The organism is Campylobacter concisus (assembly GCF_002913545.1).
Lineage (GTDB): Bacteria > Campylobacterota > Campylobacteria > Campylobacterales > Campylobacteraceae > Campylobacter_A > Campylobacter_A concisus_AV.
On the sequence record NZ_PPBR01000104.1, the window covers coordinates 1 to 17,587 of the forward strand.

14 protein-coding genes are annotated in these 17,587 nt (G+C 41.1%); 1 reads left to right on the forward strand and 13 read right to left on the reverse strand.

Going from position 1 to position 17,587, the window contains the following annotated elements; all coding sequences use genetic code 11:
* Positions 1-127: 127 nt before the first annotated feature.
* From carB to CYP05_RS06810, 12 genes are all read right to left on the reverse strand, one after another.
* Positions 128-3,388 carry a carbamoyl-phosphate synthase large subunit gene (carB, locus tag CYP05_RS06755; protein ID WP_103642397.1) on the reverse strand — a complete coding sequence of 1,087 codons (3,261 nt, stop codon included), beginning with the start codon at positions 3,386-3,388 and terminating at the stop codon, positions 128-130.
* Positions 3,388-4,143: a rod shape-determining protein MreC gene (mreC, locus tag CYP05_RS06760; RefSeq protein ID WP_004317872.1), complete on the reverse strand. Its 756-nt coding sequence runs from the start codon at positions 4,141-4,143 to the stop codon at positions 3,388-3,390. The genes carB and mreC overlap by 1 nt, the downstream gene beginning before the upstream one ends.
* Complete coding sequence (locus tag CYP05_RS06765; protein ID WP_002939972.1) at positions 4,133-5,170, reverse strand: rod shape-determining protein; 1,038 nt, start codon at positions 5,168-5,170, stop codon at positions 4,133-4,135. Before CYP05_RS06765 ends, mreC begins: the two co-directional genes overlap by 11 nt.
* Before the next feature lie 9 nt (positions 5,171-5,179).
* Positions 5,180-6,412, reverse strand: coding sequence for an ATP-dependent Clp protease ATP-binding subunit ClpX (gene clpX, locus CYP05_RS06770; RefSeq protein ID WP_103642398.1), 1,233 nt, complete (start codon positions 6,410-6,412; stop codon positions 5,180-5,182).
* On the reverse strand, positions 6,412-7,200 hold the full coding sequence (gene lpxA / locus CYP05_RS06775) for an acyl-ACP--UDP-N-acetylglucosamine O-acyltransferase (RefSeq protein ID WP_009295380.1): 789 nt from the start codon (positions 7,198-7,200) through the stop codon (positions 6,412-6,414). The genes clpX and lpxA overlap by 1 nt, the downstream gene beginning before the upstream one ends.
* 24 nt (positions 7,201-7,224) lie before the next feature.
* Entirely contained in the window at positions 7,225-7,671 is a 447-nt protein-coding gene (fabZ, locus tag CYP05_RS06780; RefSeq protein WP_004317884.1) for a 3-hydroxyacyl-ACP dehydratase FabZ, read from the reverse strand.
* Between the two features lie 110 nt (positions 7,672-7,781).
* Positions 7,782-8,858, reverse strand: coding sequence for an epoxyqueuosine reductase QueH (locus tag CYP05_RS06785; protein ID WP_103642399.1), 1,077 nt, complete (start codon positions 8,856-8,858; stop codon positions 7,782-7,784).
* 26 nt (positions 8,859-8,884) lie between these two features.
* A complete protein-coding gene (locus CYP05_RS06790) occupies positions 8,885-9,634 on the reverse strand; it encodes an ATP-binding cassette domain-containing protein (RefSeq protein WP_103642400.1) in 750 nt (249 codons plus the stop codon).
* Entirely contained in the window at positions 9,631-10,311 is a 681-nt protein-coding gene (locus tag CYP05_RS06795; protein WP_103642401.1) for an ATP-binding cassette domain-containing protein, read from the reverse strand. Before CYP05_RS06795 ends, CYP05_RS06790 begins: the two co-directional genes overlap by 4 nt.
* A complete protein-coding gene (locus tag CYP05_RS06800) occupies positions 10,308-11,108 on the reverse strand; it encodes an ABC transporter permease (protein WP_103642402.1) in 801 nt (266 codons plus the stop codon). Before CYP05_RS06800 ends, CYP05_RS06795 begins: the two co-directional genes overlap by 4 nt.
* On the reverse strand, positions 11,105-12,043 hold the full coding sequence (locus CYP05_RS06805; protein ID WP_103642403.1) for an ABC transporter permease: 939 nt from the start codon (positions 12,041-12,043) through the stop codon (positions 11,105-11,107). The genes CYP05_RS06800 and CYP05_RS06805 overlap by 4 nt, the downstream gene beginning before the upstream one ends.
* A gap of 12 nt (positions 12,044-12,055) precedes the next feature.
* Positions 12,056-13,588, reverse strand: coding sequence for an ABC transporter substrate-binding protein (locus CYP05_RS06810; protein WP_103642404.1), 1,533 nt, complete (start codon positions 13,586-13,588; stop codon positions 12,056-12,058).
* Positions 13,589-13,763: 175 nt separating this feature from the next.
* On the opposite strand from CYP05_RS06810, the gene CYP05_RS06815 reads away from it, so the two are divergent.
* The gene (locus tag CYP05_RS06815; RefSeq protein WP_103642427.1) at positions 13,764-17,084 is read left to right on the forward strand and encodes a DUF748 domain-containing protein; all 3,321 of its coding nucleotides are present in this window, start codon (positions 13,764-13,766) and stop codon (positions 17,082-17,084) included.
* On the opposite strand, the gene CYP05_RS06820 is transcribed toward CYP05_RS06815, so the two are convergent.
* Positions 17,081-17,485 (reverse strand): hypothetical protein, encoded by a 405-nt coding sequence (locus CYP05_RS06820; RefSeq protein ID WP_103642405.1) that lies wholly within the window; start codon positions 17,483-17,485, stop codon positions 17,081-17,083. The two genes, CYP05_RS06815 and CYP05_RS06820, sit on opposite strands and share 4 nt — an antisense overlap.
* Between the last annotated feature and the right edge of the window lie 102 nt (positions 17,486-17,587).

Below are 17,587 nucleotides of genomic sequence, written 5' to 3' on the forward strand. Positions count from 1 at the left end.
ATGCTTGGCGGATATAACTTGCATTTTGCATTTGCAAGCGCTCTAAAGGTAGCTAGTGCTTTAAAAAATAGCTAATTAAATAGAAGTGAAATTTAGCTAGTGGCAGATAAAACTGCCACTAAATTTACTATCTCTGGCTTAGATACTCTTGCAAGCTTTTTACTTCAAGTGCTTTGCCAGTTTGAACTGTGCTTAGCGACTTAGCGGCCGCAAGTGCTGCACGGATAGTTGTGAAGTATGGGATCTTAAATCTAAGTATATTTTGGCGGATCTTTTTGCCATCATCTACGCTTGATTTTGTATCGCTTGTGTTTATAACAAGTGCTATATCGCCATTTTTTAGTCTATCTTCGACGTTTGGTCTGCCCTCGCTTATCTTATAGACAAACTCAGCCTCCACGCCAGCTTCGCTTAAAATTTTATGCGTACCGCCAGTTGCGACGATGCTAAAACCAAGCGCTATTAGCTCTTTTGCAAGATCAGGCGCGTAAGATTTATCAGCGTCAGCTAGCGTTAAAAATACCCTGCCCTTGCTTGGCAAAGTGTTGCTAGCAGCGATCTGGCTCTTTGCAAATGAGCTTGCAAAGTCGTGGCTTATGCCCATGACCTCGCCCGTGCTCTTCATCTCAGGGCCAAGGATAAGATCAGCGCCACTTAGCTTGTTAAACGGCAGCACGCACTCTTTTACGCAAACATGCGAACTTACGCGAGGTTTTAAGATGTCGCCATCTTCATAAACAACTCTGTAATCATCATAAAATTTAAGCGCCTCACGTAAATTTCCCTGCCACATAACTCTTGTAGCTACCTTTGCCATAGGCACGCCAGTGGCCTTGCTCACAAACGGCACGGTCCTGCTCGCACGAGGATTTACCTCGATCATATAAAGCTCATTTTCATAGATAGCAAACTGGATATTCATAAGGCCAACAACGCCTAAATTTAGCGCGATATCTCTAGTTTGCTTCTCCACTTTTTTTATCATCTCATCGCTTAAACTCATCGGTGGCAATATGCAAGCTGAGTCTCCAGAGTGAATTCCAGCCTCCTCGATGTGCTCCATTATAGCGCCGATATAGACCTCTTTGCCATCACATATCGCGTCTACGTCGAGCTCTTTTGCATCTTGTAAAAATTTATCAAGTAGTACTGGCGAGTGGTTGCTAACCTTTACCGCCTCGCTCATATACTCTTTTAGCTCACTCTCGTTATGCACTCTTCTCATCGCCCTGCCGCCTAGAACGTAGCTTGGGCGAACAAGCACTGGGTAGCCGATAGTTGCAGCCTTCTGCAAGGCTTCTTCTAAGCTAGTAGCGGTGTCGTTTTTAGGCTGAAGGACGCCTATTTTATTTATAAATTCGCTAAATTTCTTTCTATCCTCGGCCACGTCGATCACTCTTGCAGTTGTGCCGATGATCTTAGCGCCGATAACGCTTAGGCGTTTTGCAAATTTAAGCGGAGTTTGGCCGCCAAAATGCACGATCACGCCGTCTGGCTTTTCGCGCTCGATGACTGATCTAACGTGCTCAAAATCGATCGGCTCAAAATACAAAATATCGCTCGTGTCGTAGTCGGTTGAGACGGTTTCTGGGTTGCAGTTATACATTATCGTTTTTATGCCAAGGTCTCTTAAGGCATAGCTTGCATGCACGCAGCAGTAGTCAAACTCTATGCCCTGGCCGATCCTGTTTGGACCGCCGCCTATTATCATCACCTTTTTAGCGTCTTTCACAGGCTCTTTTTTAGGAAATTTAGTGATATTTGTGGTTGAGTAAAGATATGGCGTTAGTGCCTTAAACTCGCCCGCGCAAGTATCGACCTCGTTGTATTCAAGCTCGATGCCAAGTTTTTGCCTAGCAAAATAGATATCATTTTGGCTAAGCTCAAGATCGTCTTTTTCATTTATAAGCACAGCTATCATCTTGTCTGAAAAGCCCATACTTTTGGCCTCTCGCAGTAGCTCTTCATTGTTTAAGATATCCATGTCGATCTTATCTTCAAATTTAACTATCTCATAAATTTGCTCCAAAAACCAAGGATCGATCTTGCTAAACTCATGCACCTCAGCCACACTAAAGCCATCTCTAAAGGCTTGCGCTAGATATAAAATTCTCCTCTCATTTGCATTTCTGATGCCATAAATCAAAGCGTTTTTCTCTAGGCTAAGGCTGTTAAATCCGCAAAGGTCGCGCTCTAGACTACAAAGCGCCTTTTGGATGCTCTCTTTAAATGTCCTACCTATCGCCATAACCTCGCCGACTGACTTCATCGCAGTGCCTAGATATGGGTTTGATCCTGGGAATTTCTCAAATGTAAAGCGTGGGATCTTTGTCACGATGTAGTCGATCACCGGCTCAAAGCTAGCAGGCGTGCCAGTTATGTCGTTTTTGATCTCATCTAAGCTAAAACCAACTGCAAGAAGTGTCGCGACCTTTGCGATAGGGTAGCCAGTAGCTTTACTGGCAAGCGCCGAGCTTCGGCTAACGCGTGGGTTCATCTCGATAACGATCATGCGGCCAGTTTTTGGGTCTATGGCAAACTGCACGTTGCTGCCGCCAGTATCAACGCCGATCTCGCGAAGTATAGCAAAACTAGCGTCACGCATCGCCTGATACTCTTTATCTGTGAGCGTTAAAGCTGGTGCGACCGTGATAGAGTCGCCTGTATGCACGCCCATTGGGTCGAAATTCTCGATCGAGCAGACGATGATGCAGTTGTCATTTCTATCTCTAATGACCTCCATCTCATACTCTTTCCAGCCAAGCAAGCTCTCTTCTATCAAAATTTCATGTATTGGGCTTGCGTCAAGACCGGTGTTGGCTAGCTCTTTAAACTCGTCCATATTATAAGCCACGCCACTTCCTGCGCCACCAAGCGTGTAACTAGCTCTTATGATGAGTGGGAAGCCTATCTCGTTTGCCGCATTTAGCGCGTCGTCCATGTTATAAGCATATCTACTCTCAGGCAGGTCCATGCCGATCTTTTGCATAGTCGCTTTAAAAATTTGTCTATCTTCGCCTTTTTTTATCGCTTCTGGGTTTGCACCAAGAAATTTGACATCCTTTAAAAGTCCGCTCTCAAAGACTTCCATAGCGGCATTTAGCGCCACTTGACCGCCCATCGTTGGCAAGATGGCGTCAATATTTTCTTTTTCAATGATCCTTAAAATGCTATCTTTTGTGATCGGCTCTATATACGTTGCGTCGGCGAAATTTGGGTCAGTCATGATGGTGGCTGGGTTTGAGTTGATAAGCACTACGCGGTATCCAAGCTCTTTTAGTGTCTTGGCCGCTTGCGTGCCTGAGTAGTCAAATTCGCAGGCTTGACCGATGACGATAGGGCCTGAGCCGATTAGCAAAATGGTATTTATATCTGTTCTTTTTGGCATCATTTTTCCTTTGTTACAACGTATAGGTAGTTTGGTATGTTTAGCTTCGCATAAGGCTCAACTATCACGCTTTGATAGGAGCTCTCTTTTAAAATTTTACTCACGCGCCCTACTGGCACCCCACTAAAAAATATCCCGTCAAGCCCGCTCGTAAAGACCTCGTCGCCCTCTTTTGGGCTGAGCCATTGTGGGATAAATTTCACCATTATTTGACCTTGATTTCCATGCGCGACGCCTGGAATTTTGTCATTTCCTATATAGACTGCAAATATACTTTTTGGGTCATTTTGCAAGTATGCTAGTGGCTTGCCATCTTTTGCGATGACGATGCCAGCGCTGCTTCCTTGATAGATGAGCCCATAAATTTTATTTGGGTCGTATCCTTCAAACTCGCTTATCCAAATTTTATTATAATCCCCGATATGCACGTAGCTAAGCCCTTTTACTAGCTTTACAGCTGGGGCGTAGGCAGTTGAGTTTTTATCTTTTAAAATTTGATTTAGCTCGTTTGCAAAAGTAGATAGAAGCGTGGCTGAGCGCTCTAGCTCTTTGTTTTGCGCTCTTAGTTTTTCTATCTCGCTAGCCTGCCTAAAATATTCATTTATATAATCTTTCACGCTTTTAGCAAAATTGTCGTATGAATTTATAGCGTAGTTGCTAAATTTGATAGATATATTGCTTAAAATTTCGCCCTTAAACATCGAGGCGCCAGCAAGCAACGCTATAAAAACAAAAAGAACAATCTTACTCTTCATTTGTTAGCTGTTGTAAAAGTCCGATCTCTTGAAGTGCCTTGCCTGTGCCTCTAGCAACGGCAAGAAGCGGCTCATCAGCTACAAATACTGGAAGCTTAACGATATCAGACAAGAACTTGTCAAGCCCTCTAATAAGCGCTCCACCGCCAGTTAGTACGATACCAGTCTCGACGATATCGCCAGCAAGATCAGGCGGCATCATCTCAAGCACGGTTTTTAGCGCATCTGCGATCTCTTTTAGCGGTTCTCTCATCGCCTCTCTCACATCCTCGCTTGTTAGCTCAACCCTACTTAAAAGACCGCTCACTTGGTCGCGTCCTTTTACCACTACGCTTAGCTCTTTTTCAAGCTGAACAGCAGAGCCCACAGCGATCTTTATCTCCTCGCCTGTTCTCTCGCCTATTAGTAAGTTGTATTTTTCTTTTATGTAATTAACTATGCTGCTATCTATCTTGTCGCCAGCTGTGCGGATAGATTTTGATATTACCAGACCGCCAAGTGAGACGACACCGATCTCAGTCGTACCACCGCCGATATCAACTACAAGGTTGCCTTGTGGCTCACGAACTGGTAAATTTGCTCCGATAGCCGCTGCCATAGGCTCTTCTATCAAAAATACCTCTCTTGCACCAGCACTTAGCGCACTCTCTCTAACAGCCTTTCTTTCAACCTGAGTAAGTCCGTAAGGAACTGAGATGATGATCCTTGGGCGTAAGAAATTTTTCCTTCTATGGGTCTTTTCTATAAAGTAGCGTATCATTCTCTCTGTCATGTCAAAGTCCGCGATAACGCCATCTCTCATCGGTCTTATCGCCTCGATGTCGCCAGGAGTTTTTCCCACCATCTCTTTTGCAGCGTGGCCGACTGCTAGAATTTTTTGTTTTCCATATTTTTCACGTCTTACCGCAACAACTGATGGTTCATTTATGATTATTCCCTTATCTTTTACCAAAACCAAAGTGTTTGCCGTACCTAAATCTATACCCATATCACTTGAGAAAAAACCTATAACCTGATCTAAAAACATCTATTTCCTTTACGCTGTTAATTTATTGTGCTTTACCAAAATCGGCTTTGCCTTATCTTTTACCGTCTCTTTTGAGATCACGATATCGTAGTCTTTTAGCTCTGGTAGATCATACATTATATCTGTCATGAGCTCTTCCATTATGCTTCTAAGCCCTCTTGCTCCAGTCTTTCGCTCGATCGCAAGGCTCGCTATCTCTTCAAGCGCCTCATCATCAAATTTAAGCGTAGCGCCGTCGATCGCACAGAGCTTTTGATATTGTTTTAATATCGCATTTTTTGGCTCGGTCAAAATTTTAACCATATCCTCTTTTGTTATCTCATTTAATGTAGCCACCACGTGAAGTCTGCCGATGAGCTCTGGGATGAGGCCATATTTTACAAGATCGTCTGGCTCAAGCAGGCTTAGTAAATTCTCTTTTTCGTTTTTGCCACGTTTTTCTTGGTTAAAGCCAAGTACGTTTTTACCGACTCTGCGCTCGATGATGTCAAGAAGTCCGTCAAATGCACCGCCACAAACAAATAAGATATTTGTCGTATCTATCTGGATGAAGTCTTGGTTTGGATGCTTTCTGCCGCCTTTTGGTGGGATATTTACGACACTTCCTTCGATGATCTTTAAAAGCGCTTGCTGCACGCCCTCGCCTGAAACGTCTCTTGTGATGCTTCTATTTTCGCTCATTCTAGCGATCTTATCGATCTCATCGACAAATACAATGCCCTGCTCCGCCTTTTTCACGTCGCCATTTGCAGCTTGTAAGAGCCTTGTGAGGATGTTTTCAACGTCCTCGCCGACATATCCAGCCTCAGTTAAGCTTGTCGCATCGCAAATCGCGATAGGCACGTCAAGAAATCTCGCCAAAGTCTGAGCCATCAACGTCTTGCCACTTCCAGTTGGACCAACAAGCAAGATGTTTGACTTTGAAATTTCTGTGTCGTCTTTGATGTCGCTTTGTTTAAAAATTCTCTTATAGTGGTTATATACGCCGACGCTAAAGACCTTTTTAGCCCTATCTTGACCGATCACGTAGTTATCAAGTACCGCTTTTAGCTCCTTTGGTGTGAGCTTTTGATACTCTATCGCCTCATCGTTTTTACTCTCTTCTACACTCGTATCACCATGTATCATATCGTATGCGGCACTGATGCAATACTCGCATATATAGGCGTTTCCTTCGATATCTGCTAATAACCTTCTCTCAGCAGACTCAGCCTCGCCACAAAAATTACACTTTCTAGCCATTAATCTCTTCCTTTTGCAAGCGGAATTCCTCTTGTCGTTTCTAATATAAATTTACACATTTTTTTAACGTTTTCGTCGCTGGTTTTTGCGATCAGCTCATTTGCTTGATCTTTTAGGCTGATGCCTTGATTAAACAAAAATTTATAAGCGCGAACAAGCTCTTCAACCTGCTCTTTGTCAAATCTACGCCTAATGCCAACTAAATTTAAGCTTCTTATATAGGCTCTGTTGCCCTCAGCTAGGCAAAATGGCACTACATCTTGGCTAAGAGCGCTTGCTCCTGCGACCATGCAGCTCTCACCCACTCTAACAAACTGATGAATAGGCGTAAGACCGCCCACAACAGCGTAGTCGCCAAGCTCGACGTGGCCTGCTAGAGTTGCGTTATTTGCCAAAATGACGTTGCTGCCTATTATGCAGTCGTGTGCGATGTGAGAATATGCCATGATAAAGGCGTTATCGCCGATCCTTGTTATACCATCGCCCTTGTGCGTGCCTGAGTTTATCGTGCAAAACTCACGTATAGTTGCATGCTCGCCGATGATGACGCCAGTATCGACCTCATCTTTATAACTGATATCTTGCGGGATGTCGCCTACGATCGCGTAGCTAAATACACGAGAGTTATCGCCGATCCTCGTCTTGCCAAGCACCCTTGCGCCTTGTTTTATCGTGACGTTGTTGCCAAGGACCGCATCTTTGCTTACAAATGCGTAAGCCTCGATATTTGCGTCATCTCCAATGATCGCTCCATCTTCTATAACTGCTGTTTGGTGGATATTTTTCATTGTCTCTCTTTTTTAAGCAAAAGCCTATTTATCGACTATCATCGCTTTTAGTTCAGCCTCGGCGCATAGCACATCATCAACGTATGCTTTGCCCTCAAGCACCCAGATATTGCCTTTATGTTTTAATACATTTAATCTATACTCTAGCCTATCTCCAGGGCGGACTGGATGGCGAAATTTCGCTCCGTCTATGCTCATAAAATAGACTACTTTGTTCTCGATGCCAGCTTGATGCTCGTCGCTCATGCTCTTAAACGCTAGCACGCCGCCAGCTTGCGCCATGCCCTCAATGATCATCACGCCAGGATAGATCGGGTGGCCTGGGAAGTGCCCCTGAAATATCGGCTCGCCAATGGTTACATTTTTATAAGCGACGATGTTTTTTGCAGGCTCTAGCTCGACAACTCTATCGATAAGCAAAAAAGGAAATCTATGTGGGAGAATTTTTTGAATTTCTACGACGTCTATCACGTTTTAGCCTTAGTAATGTAAATTTTGGCAGATTGTAACAAATTTATACTAAGAAAAAAATTATTAGTCTCTTTTAAAATATCTGAAATTTAGCCTTAGTAGGTCTAAATTTAGTCCTCTAAAACCAAAATTTCTTCGCTATCGTTGTAAAAAACAGCCTTTGCGTAAATTTCGTAGCTGCCCTTTTTGACCTCATCTAAGACGATGATAGGATTTTGCGAAAACTCCCCGCATATCTGCCTACGAAATTTCATCTCAGCGCCAAGCTCAAGCGGCCTTTTACAAAGCTCATCAACGCTTTTAAATTTGCTATTTGTAAATTTATTAAAGCGCCCTATGCTCATAAATATCGCGCCCTCTTTTAGCTCATCATCGATCTCGCAGTCACGCTCTACATTAAGCTTTAAATTCTCTCTTTTAAAGCCAGAGTAGAGCACAAAGTAGCTTGGCACCACAACTCCATCAAATTTAACACTAGCGCGCAAAAGCCTGTAGTTTAAAAAGCGCCTTCTAAAAAGGTGAAATTTCTCCCCTCTCGCCTCGCAAAGGCGCACCTTTTTGTAAAGCTCAAGTCTAGCCTCAATGCTGCCATAAAGCGCCCTTGCGTGTAGCTCGCTCATTAGCTCACTTTGGGGTAAATTTTGCGAGTCGCGCTGTTTTTTTAGCGCAAAGACGCAGCCGCAGTAGTTTTGGTGATAGAGCTTGTCTTTTTTAGCTAAGATAAACTGCTCGCTTGTGCCACCATTTTTTCTATAATCAACCGCAACCGCCTCTAAATTTGAGCCAGCCACCGCCTCATCAAGCGCCTTTTTAAGCTGAGAAAAGTCCTTTTTTGGGCTCATCAAAAGTGTCGTCGTGATCTTATTTAGACCAAGCTCTATCGCCTTTTTAGCAGAGTCTTTCATACGAAAATCAAAGCAGTATTCGCACCTTTTGCCCTTTTCTGGCTCATCTTCAAGCCCCTTTGTACCGCCAAGCCACACTTCGTAGTCGTATTCGCCGCATATTAGCTCGATACCTAGCTTCTCGCAGCTTCGCTTCACGTCCTCAAAACGCAGTAAAAATTCGCTATATGGATGTATGTTTGGATCGTAAAAATAGCCTACTATTCGCTCATTTGGATGATCTTTTCGTAGGCGCTGTAAAAAGTAGTGGCTATCGACCGAGCAGCAGATATGAACTAGCAAATTTGACCTTTTTTGCTTGCATTATATCAAAGTTTGGCGTCATAAAATTTAGCTGCATCAAGGTATTTTTTAAGGACATTTTGGCTTGTAAGATCTTCAAATTTACCCCACGCCACTTGCTTGCCAGATTCGATGATTAGCACCTTTTGCGCTATCTTCATCGCACTTAAAATATCGTGCGTGATAAAGATAATGCTGATCTTTTCATCTAAGCTTAAAAGCAAATTTATGATCTTTTGCTTCGTCTCGTTGTCAAGTCCGCTTGTTATCTCGTCGCAGATTAAGACTTTTGGCTTTGAAAGAAGCGCTAGCAGTATCCCAACCCTTGTCGCCTCGCCGCCACTTAGCTGTGATGGATATTTGCCTAAAATTTCATCTTTTAAATTTAAATTAGAGAGAAGCTCTTTAAGCTCATTTTCGCTAAAATTAAGCTTAAGATACGACCTCACATGAGCGATGGCGGTTTTTACTTTTAGCGCTGGATTTAGGGCTTGTTTTTGGTTTTGCAAGATATATCTGATATCTTTTTTGAGCTCATTTTTGTCCGTGATTTCTTCACTGTTTATATAAATTTTGCCCCCACTTTTTGGCTCGCTAAATGATATGAGCTTTGCAAGCGTGCTTTTACCACTGCCACTTTGCCCCAAAATGGCTAAATTTTCGCCATCATCAAGCTCGTAATTTATCCCCTCTAAAAGGTGCAGCACTTCAGCTCTAGCGTTAAAATGCTCCTTAAAGCTTAAACTTTTTGATACGTTTTCAAGCCTGATTTTCACGCATTTTCCTTTAAATTTAGCCGCCCATCTCTCATCTGCCAAATTTCATCACTAAGATATTTTGTCAGCACCTCATCGTGCGAGATAAAAATGACGCTCATCTTGCCTTTTAGGCTCTCTAAGATGCCCGCCACATGGCTAGCGCTAATGCTATCAAGCCCGCTTGTTATCTCGTCGCAGATTAAAATTTTTGGCTTCAAACAAAGCGCAAGAGCGATCTGCACACGGCTCGCCTCACCGCCACTTAGCTCGTATGAGAATTTGTGCCAGATGAGATTTGCATTACCCAGCCCAAACTCCATAAAATAAGCAAATGCAAGCTCTTTATTTGATTTATTATCGCCGCCAAGATAGGCGTTAAAATGATCGCCCACGTTTAAGAGCGGATGAAGGCTTGCAACTGAGTTTTGAAAAACAAGCGCAGCGACCTTTTTTCGGTGCTCTTTTAGCTCATTTTGACTAAGTTTTAAGATATCTTTTTTATAAATGCTAAATTTATCCGCTCTCACTCTAAAATCATCATCAAAAAGCCTTATTAAGCTCTTTGCAAAGAGCGATTTGCCACTGCCACTTGCACCCGTGATACCTATAAATTTGCCCTCGCTCATGGCAAAATCAAGCTCACGCAAAAGCTTCTTATCCTTATAAAAAACGTTTAAATTTTTAATCTCTATCATATTTTTATATTGCCATTTTTTGAATTTGACGTGATGATCGAGGTTGCGAGGATGAGTAAAAAGAGCGTCACGCCAGGGAAAAGCACCATCCACCAAGAGCCAAGAAAAAGTGCCTCTTTGCTCTCATTTAGCATGATGCCAAGGCTTATTTTATTTGCGTCGCTACCCACGCCAAAAAAGCCAAGCGTAGCCTCCATGACGACCGCGTTTATCGCGTTTATGCCAAAGATGCTAACTATTAGATGCTTTAAATTTGGCAAAATTTCAAAGCAGACAAGGCTAAATTTGCTAGCCCCATTTATCACAGCTTGCTCGGCGTAGTCGCACTTTTTACTAAGTCTTAAATTTTGCATAAAGACTTTTGCGCCCTGCATAAACGAGCAAATAGCGATGATAAAAGATGTTATAAGCAGATCTCCGCTACTAAATGAGCTAAAAAGCATGATAAAAACGATGTTTGGTATGCTTAAAAAAGCATCAAGCCCCTTGTCAAAAAGGCTCTCGCAAATCCTGCTCTTGCTTGTGCCAAAGTATGCGTAGATGAGCGAGAAAAGCGTCGTTAAAAAGCCAGCTAAAAGCAAGATAAGAAGCGAGTTTTTAAGCGCGTAGGCCACTCTTATGAGATTGTCTCTACCAAGGATGTCCGTGCCAAAGATATGCTCGCTACTTGGGGCTAAATTTACCGCCATAAAATCAGTGAAATTTGGCTCAAATTTAGAGAAAAACGGCGTCACAAAGGCAAATGTGACAAGTGCCAAAAAGACAAAACAGGCTAGGAAAAATATGACTTTTCTCATAAATTTCTCTTATCTGCTAATATGGCAAAAATTTTAGCCAGTAAATTTGCAAAAACGACAAAAACAGCCGTTAGCAAAATGGTCGCAAGTGCGACTGGATAGTCTTTGGCGATGACTGCATCAAGGCTAAGCTTGCCTATGCCTGGAAAAGAAAAAATGCTCTCAATGACGTATGAGCCAGCAAAAACGCCAGCTACAAGTGTGGCGAAATAATAGACTATATCGGTGCTTGCATGCTTTATGGCAAAGAGATAAATTTTACCCCGCCCCAAGCCTCTAGCGTGAGCTGTCTGGATAAAGTCGGCGTTTAGGCTTTGATTTAGCCTGTCTCTTACAAATTTCACGTTTGCGCCAAGGTGTGGCAAGATGATGGCAAGCGTTGGTAAGATGATAAATTTCACCCCAACGCCGCTAGATCCTAGCTCGTTTGCCCCAGAGCTTGGCAACAAATTTAGATAGACGCTAAAGATCGCTATTAGCACGAGTGCTACGTAAAAATGTGGCAAGGAAGCTAGCAAAAACGAGCTAAAATTTATAAAGATATCGGCAAATTTATTTTTATAAATGGCACTTAAAAACCCTAAAAAAAATGATAAAAAAACTATCAGAAAAAACGAAGCAAAAAACAAGATAAGAGAGTTTAAAAGTCTCTCTTTAATGAGTAAAAAAACGCTTGCCCCACTTACAAAACTAGTGCCAAAATCCCCCGTGACAAAGTGAGCCAGCCATCTAAAATACTGCACAAAAAAGCCATCTTTTAGCCCCAAATTTTCTAAAATTTGCTCTTTTATAGCCACGCTCACCGCCTGACTTCGCAAAAACATCGCATCAGTGACGTTTCCTGGCAAAAAGTATATGAGCAAAAATAGAAAAAATGAGATAAAAAACAGCAACCCAAGGCTTGAGATCGCTGTTTTTAAAATGGCTCTAAACAAAGTTTTTATCCACTATTTTACTTGCCACTCTCTTATGTTCCATAAAAATCCAGCCCCATGGTGGCCCAAAATTTGCGTCTTTATGCCTGAAATTTTGTTGTTAAAAACGAGCGGATAGTCAAGATAGGCTATAAAAATGTAAGGTGGATTTTCAAAAAGTGCTTTTAGAAATTCTTTGTAGTATTTTTTTCTAAGCTCCACGTCCTTTGTATATCTCGCGTTTTTTAGGGCAAGATCGACGTTTGCGTCCTTGTAGCGGCTAAAGTTCCAGCCATTTTCATTGACATCGATGTCGGCAAATCCGCCAAAAATTCTATATGTGTGAAAGTCTGGATCAAATGGGCTTCCCCAGCCGATTACAAAGCTATCAACCTTGCTTATGCTAAAAGCTGTTTTTGGCTTTGCATAGGCTTTGGCTCTTACGCCAAATTTCTCAAACTCGCTGCTTAAAATTTTAGCTAGATTGACCCTTAAGATGTCGTTATTAAAGGCGTATATGTCAAAGCCAAGCTCTTTGCCGTCCTTTTCAAAAAAACCAGCCTTGTTTTTCTTAAAGCCACTCTTTTCAAGCAGCTCTCTAGCCTTTTGCGGATCGTAGCTAAATTTAAACTCGCTGTCGTTTGCAAAGCTTTTTTCTATCGGGTTGTTCGCTACGCTTGCATATCCATGAAATAAATTTTTAACGATCTCATCTTTATTGACCGCGTAGTTTAGGGCTATCCTTACATTTTTATCTTGAAAGATAGGATCATTAAAGTTAAACATCAAAGCTCTGTAATCCGCACTTTTAAATTTAAGCAAGCTTAATTTTTTATCATCTTTTATGAAATTTACACCAGTTGGAGAGATGAGCGCGACGTCGATCTCACCGCTTTTTAGCCCTACTAGTCTTAAATTTTCATCACCGACTATCTTTAAAAATAGCCTTTTTATCTTTGGCTCGCCTTTATAGAATTTATCATTTGCCACAAACTCCAAACTCTCATCTTTTTTCCATTTTACAAGCTTGTATGCGCCAGTGCCGATAGGTGCGTCATTAAATTTATCAGTTGCGATATCTTTGCCCTTTAAAATGTGCTCAGGCAAAACGCCAAAGCTAAGTGCGTCAAGAAATGGCGGAAAAGGCTCTTTTAGCGCGATCTTTACTTTATAATCGCCTAAAATTTCAACGCTTTTTACGACTTCATAGTTTGAGATAGCAGGTGCGTTTAGCTTCTTATCTTGAGCCGCTTCGATGGTAAATTTAACATCCTTTGCGCTAAATTTCACCCCGTCATGCCAAAAAGCATCATCTCTTAGCTCAAAAACATACTCCAGCCCGTCATCGCTCACCTGCCAAGACTTGGCAAGCTCAGGCACGACATGGCTATTTTCATCGTGGCTAGTAAGTCCAGAAAAAACCAGCGAAAGCGTAGGATCGTGATCCTCGTCGTAGAGTGGATTTATACGAGGTGTTTGCTCCTCGATAGCGACCACAACGGCATTTTCATTTGCATAAGCAAAGGCAGAAAACAACAAAAACAATAAAGCCAAAAATCTCTTCATCACTCGCTCCTTTGTTTAAAAAATATTTGACGAATAGTAATACGAAATGCATAAAAGTATTATTAAGATAAATGTAAATTCAATGTATAGAAAATTTGAAATTTCTAACTATCTTTTAACCTTTTTTAAAGTAAAATCAAGGCTCATTTTAGCTAACAAAAAGGTAAATTTCACAATGGATAAAAAGAAAAAAATAGCCCTAATCACCGGCATCTGCGTAGTCTCACTTTTGCTTATCTACACGCTTCTTGGCTTTTTTGGTCTGCCTTATGCTATCAAAAATATCGCGCCAAAATACCTAAAAGACTACAACGCAACGCTTTTTGTAAGTGATGCTAAATTTAATCCCTTTACCTTCGAGCTAAACGCTACAAATGCCGAGCTAAACACCACTTCGCCGCTTTTTAGCACGAAGCAGATCGACCTTAAGCTAAAGCCATTTTCTATCTTTAAAAAGCTAGTTGAGGTAGACATTTTTAGGCTAGATGAGCCAAAAGTAAAGATCGCAAGAGATAAAAAGGCAAATTTTAACTTTAGCAATTTTATAAGCGATGATAACACAACTAGCGAAGATAACAGCACCAGCTCGATAAATTTCGCGCTAAATAACGCAAAAATCATCAAAGGTTCATTTTCATATAGCGATCAAAATTTAACAAAGCCATTTAATGTAAGCTTTGATGATATAAACTACGAGCTAAGCTCGCTAAATACGAAGAAAAACAGCGCAGGTAGTCACATCTTTGACTCAAACTCAAGCCTAGCGCACAAGATCGATCTAAATGGAGACATCAAGCTAAATCCACTAAAAATAGAGGGCAACGTCAGCGTAAAAGACTTTAGCATAAAGCCAGTTGCGATAAGTTTTATCGATAATGACACGTTAAATCTAAAAAATGCCATTATAAATTTAAAGATAAACTACGCTTTAAAAGCCGATGAGAACGCAACTAGGATAAATTTAAAAGATGGCTTTTTAAATGTAAAAGAACTAAGCCTTGATGAAGGTGCAAATGAGCTTAGTCTTGGCGAGCTAGAACTTCCAAAATTTGATCTTGTTAGCAAGGTAGCTGACAAAACAGAGGCTGCTCTAATTTTAAGCGCTATAAATTTAAATGATATCTCTTTTAAAAATAATATCGCCGCGAGCGTAAAATCACTAAATTTAAGTGATATCTCGCTTCTTGCAAATTTAAATGAAAAGAGCGAGCTAAACGCCACAGCCAAGCTAAAAAGCGTAGGTGCAAACGCTCTTAAAATAGATGAAGCGGATAGAAATTTAGCAAATTTAAAAGATATAAATGCTTCAAATTTAAATATAAATTTAGCAAATAACAAAACCGCTCTAACGCTTGAAAAAATAGCACTTAATGGCATCAACGCGCCACTTAGCAAAAGCGCAAATGCAAACGTAGCAAGTGCTGGCGTGACAAATACAAGCTTCACAATGGATGGCAACAAGAGCCTTGCGAGCCTTGATGAGCTAAATGTAAAAAACATAGGGCTTAAAGCAAAAAATAAAGATATAGCAAGCGTCGCTGATGTGGCGATAAAGAGCATAAGCTTTGATCTTTTAAAAATGGCTCTTGGGGTTGAAAATGTAAGCATAAATAGAGCGAAATTTAGCTCAGAGCTAAGTGAGAATGGGCTAAGCGCTGTAAATGAACTAGGATTTGGCGAGCAGAGCACAAAAGCTACAAAGGCGGCAAAACACACTAAAAAATTAGAGAAAAAGGCTGAAAATAAAAGCACTTCAAAAAGCAAAGAAAATGAGTTTAAATTTGATATAAAAAATATAAGCGTAAATAACGCAGATATCGCTTTGACGCATCTTTTTGAGGGCGAAAAGATCGCTCATAAATTTGATAATCTTTTTGTAAAAGTAGCAAATTTAAGTAGCGATTTTAGCAAGCCATTTGACGCAAAAGTGGCGATGAAAAGCTCGCAAAAGCTAAATTTGGATGTTGAGTCCAAGATAAAGATCGAGCCACTTGATGTAAGCGTTAAAATCAAGCTAAATGATACAAATTTGCCAAAGTATTTTGCCTATGCAAAGCCCTTTTTAGAAGCATCTCTAGCTAGCGGTCAGATGAGCGCGGACGCGCAGCTTCACTACGCAAAAGATATCAAAGCAGACGCAAAAGTTAGCATCAAAGATATAAGGCTAAATGGCAAAAAAACCGAAAAACTAATCGCTTTTAAAAGCCTAGATCTTGAAAAAATTTTATTTGCCAAAAATGACCTTGCCATAAGCGGAGTGAGCTTAAATTCGCCATTTATCAAGGCTCATCTAAGCAAAGAGCGTAAATTTAACCTATCTCAGATCGTAAAAGAGGATAAAAATAAGGCTAAAACCGAGGCAAAACCTGAGAGCAAAAAGGCGGCTAGCAAAAAAGATGACGAGCTAAAATTTAGCGTGAAAAACTTCTCTTTAAAAAATGGCGAGGTTGATTTCTCAGATGCATCGCTATTTATGCCATTTGCCACAACGATCTCAAAGCTAAATGGCAAGCTCACTGACATCGATAAAAAGCGCCCAAGCTCAGGCGAGTTTCAAGGTGTGGTTGGTAAAAATGGCTTTGCGCAGATCACTGCGAAACTCTTTCCATTTGAGTTAAAGCAAAATACCGACATAAAGCTTGACTTTAAAGATATCGATCTAACTGATATAACGCCATATAGTGGGCAGTTTGTGGGCTATAAGATCAAAAAAGGCAAGCTAAATTTAAACCTAAACTATAGCGTCGTCGACTCAAAACTAAATGGCTCAAATTTCATAAATTTTGACTCACTTACACTTGGAGAGAAGGTTGATTCAAAAGACGCTGTAAATTTACCACTTTCGCTTGCTATCTCGATACTTAGCGATCAAAATAATCAAATAAACATCGACCTGCCAGTTGAGGGAAATTTAGACGATCCTGACTTTAAATATGGCGGCGTCATCTGGGCTGCAGTAAAAAAGCTCTTTGCTGACATCACACTAGCTCCGTTTAGATTTTTAGGCAACGCCCTAGGACTTGGCAGCAAAGATCTTAGCTCTATTGATTTTCTTGCTGGAAGTAGCGAGCTTATAAGCTCAGAAGCCCCTAAGATAGCTGATTTCATAAAGCTAACTGGCTCAAAACCTAAGATGAAGCTTAGCATAACTCCAACATACTCAAAACTCGATGAGAGCTTTTATAAAAACAAAAAACTAGATCAAAAGATCAATCAAATCATCGCTTCAAGCGGCAAAGACTACATCGCGGTTTTAAATGAGCTTGTGCCAAATTTAAAAGATAGAAGCGAAAAAGCCCTAAGAGAAGAGGCGCTAAAGGGCATCGAGGTCGATAAAGCAAAGCTAGTAGAGCTTGCAAATGAGCGTGTAAATGCGGTAAAAGAGGCGCTTATAAAAGCTGGGCTTGAGGCTGGCCGCATAAATATAAACGATGCAACAAGCTCAGAGCCTAAGCAAAACACCTACACAAGCGTGCTAATGGGAGTGGCGAACTAAATTTCATTTATTTCGCTGCTTCTTGCGTTATAGACAAACCAGCTAAGAAGCATAAGCATCATAAATGCCCCAAAAATAAGGCTTGCATAAAAATATAAATTAAAATCAGCTCCTAGCAAATTTGCATTGTGAAGAGCGATCATAACGCCAGCTAAGGCGATTAAGTAGCCAATTAGTTTGATGATGAAAATTTTAGGATTTATAAGGATCAGCAAAAGGCCACAAAGTATGATGCCAAGGGCTATTTGTAAATTTGAAACGTCAGCTTGAGTGCTTGAGCTAAGTGTTAAAAAGCCAGCTAAAAGCGCCATTAGTATCATCAAAACCGCATAAACCGCCCTGCTTCGTCCAAAGCCATACATAAAGCAAACAAAGCCCTTATTCTGCCTGTTATAGTCCATTTTCGCTCCTTTTGGAAGTTTGCTTATTTTAATGCCAAATTCTTAAATAACGGCTTTAATCTGAAATTTCACTCATTTTGGCTAATATTTTGCATCTTAAAA

Bases quoted from the DNA above. Each gene is read 5' to 3' on its own strand.
- carB (WP_103642397.1), bottom strand. From the start codon at position 3,388: ATGCCAAAAAGAACAGATATAAATACCATTTTGCTAATCGGCTCAGGC.
- mreC (WP_004317872.1), bottom strand. From the start codon at position 4,143: ATGAAGAGTAAGATTGTTCTTTTTGTTTTTATAGCGTTGCTTGCTGGC.
- CYP05_RS06765 (WP_002939972.1), bottom strand. From the start codon at position 5,170: ATGTTTTTAGATCAGGTTATAGGTTTTTTCTCAAGTGATATGGGTATA.
- clpX (WP_103642398.1), bottom strand. From the start codon at position 6,412: ATGGCTAGAAAGTGTAATTTTTGTGGCGAGGCTGAGTCTGCTGAGAGA.
- lpxA (WP_009295380.1), bottom strand. From the start codon at position 7,200: ATGAAAAATATCCACCAAACAGCAGTTATAGAAGATGGAGCGATCATT.
- CYP05_RS06795 (WP_103642401.1), bottom strand. From the start codon at position 10,311: ATGATAGAGATTAAAAATTTAAACGTTTTTTATAAGGATAAGAAGCTT.
- CYP05_RS06800 (WP_103642402.1), bottom strand. From the start codon at position 11,108: ATGAGAAAAGTCATATTTTTCCTAGCCTGTTTTGTCTTTTTGGCACTT.
- CYP05_RS06810 (WP_103642404.1), bottom strand. From the start codon at position 13,588: ATGAAGAGATTTTTGGCTTTATTGTTTTTGTTGTTTTCTGCCTTTGCT.
- CYP05_RS06815 (WP_103642427.1), top strand. From the start codon at position 13,764: ATGGATAAAAAGAAAAAAATAGCCCTAATCACCGGCATCTGCGTAGTC.
- CYP05_RS06820 (WP_103642405.1), bottom strand. From the start codon at position 17,485: ATGGACTATAACAGGCAGAATAAGGGCTTTGTTTGCTTTATGTATGGC.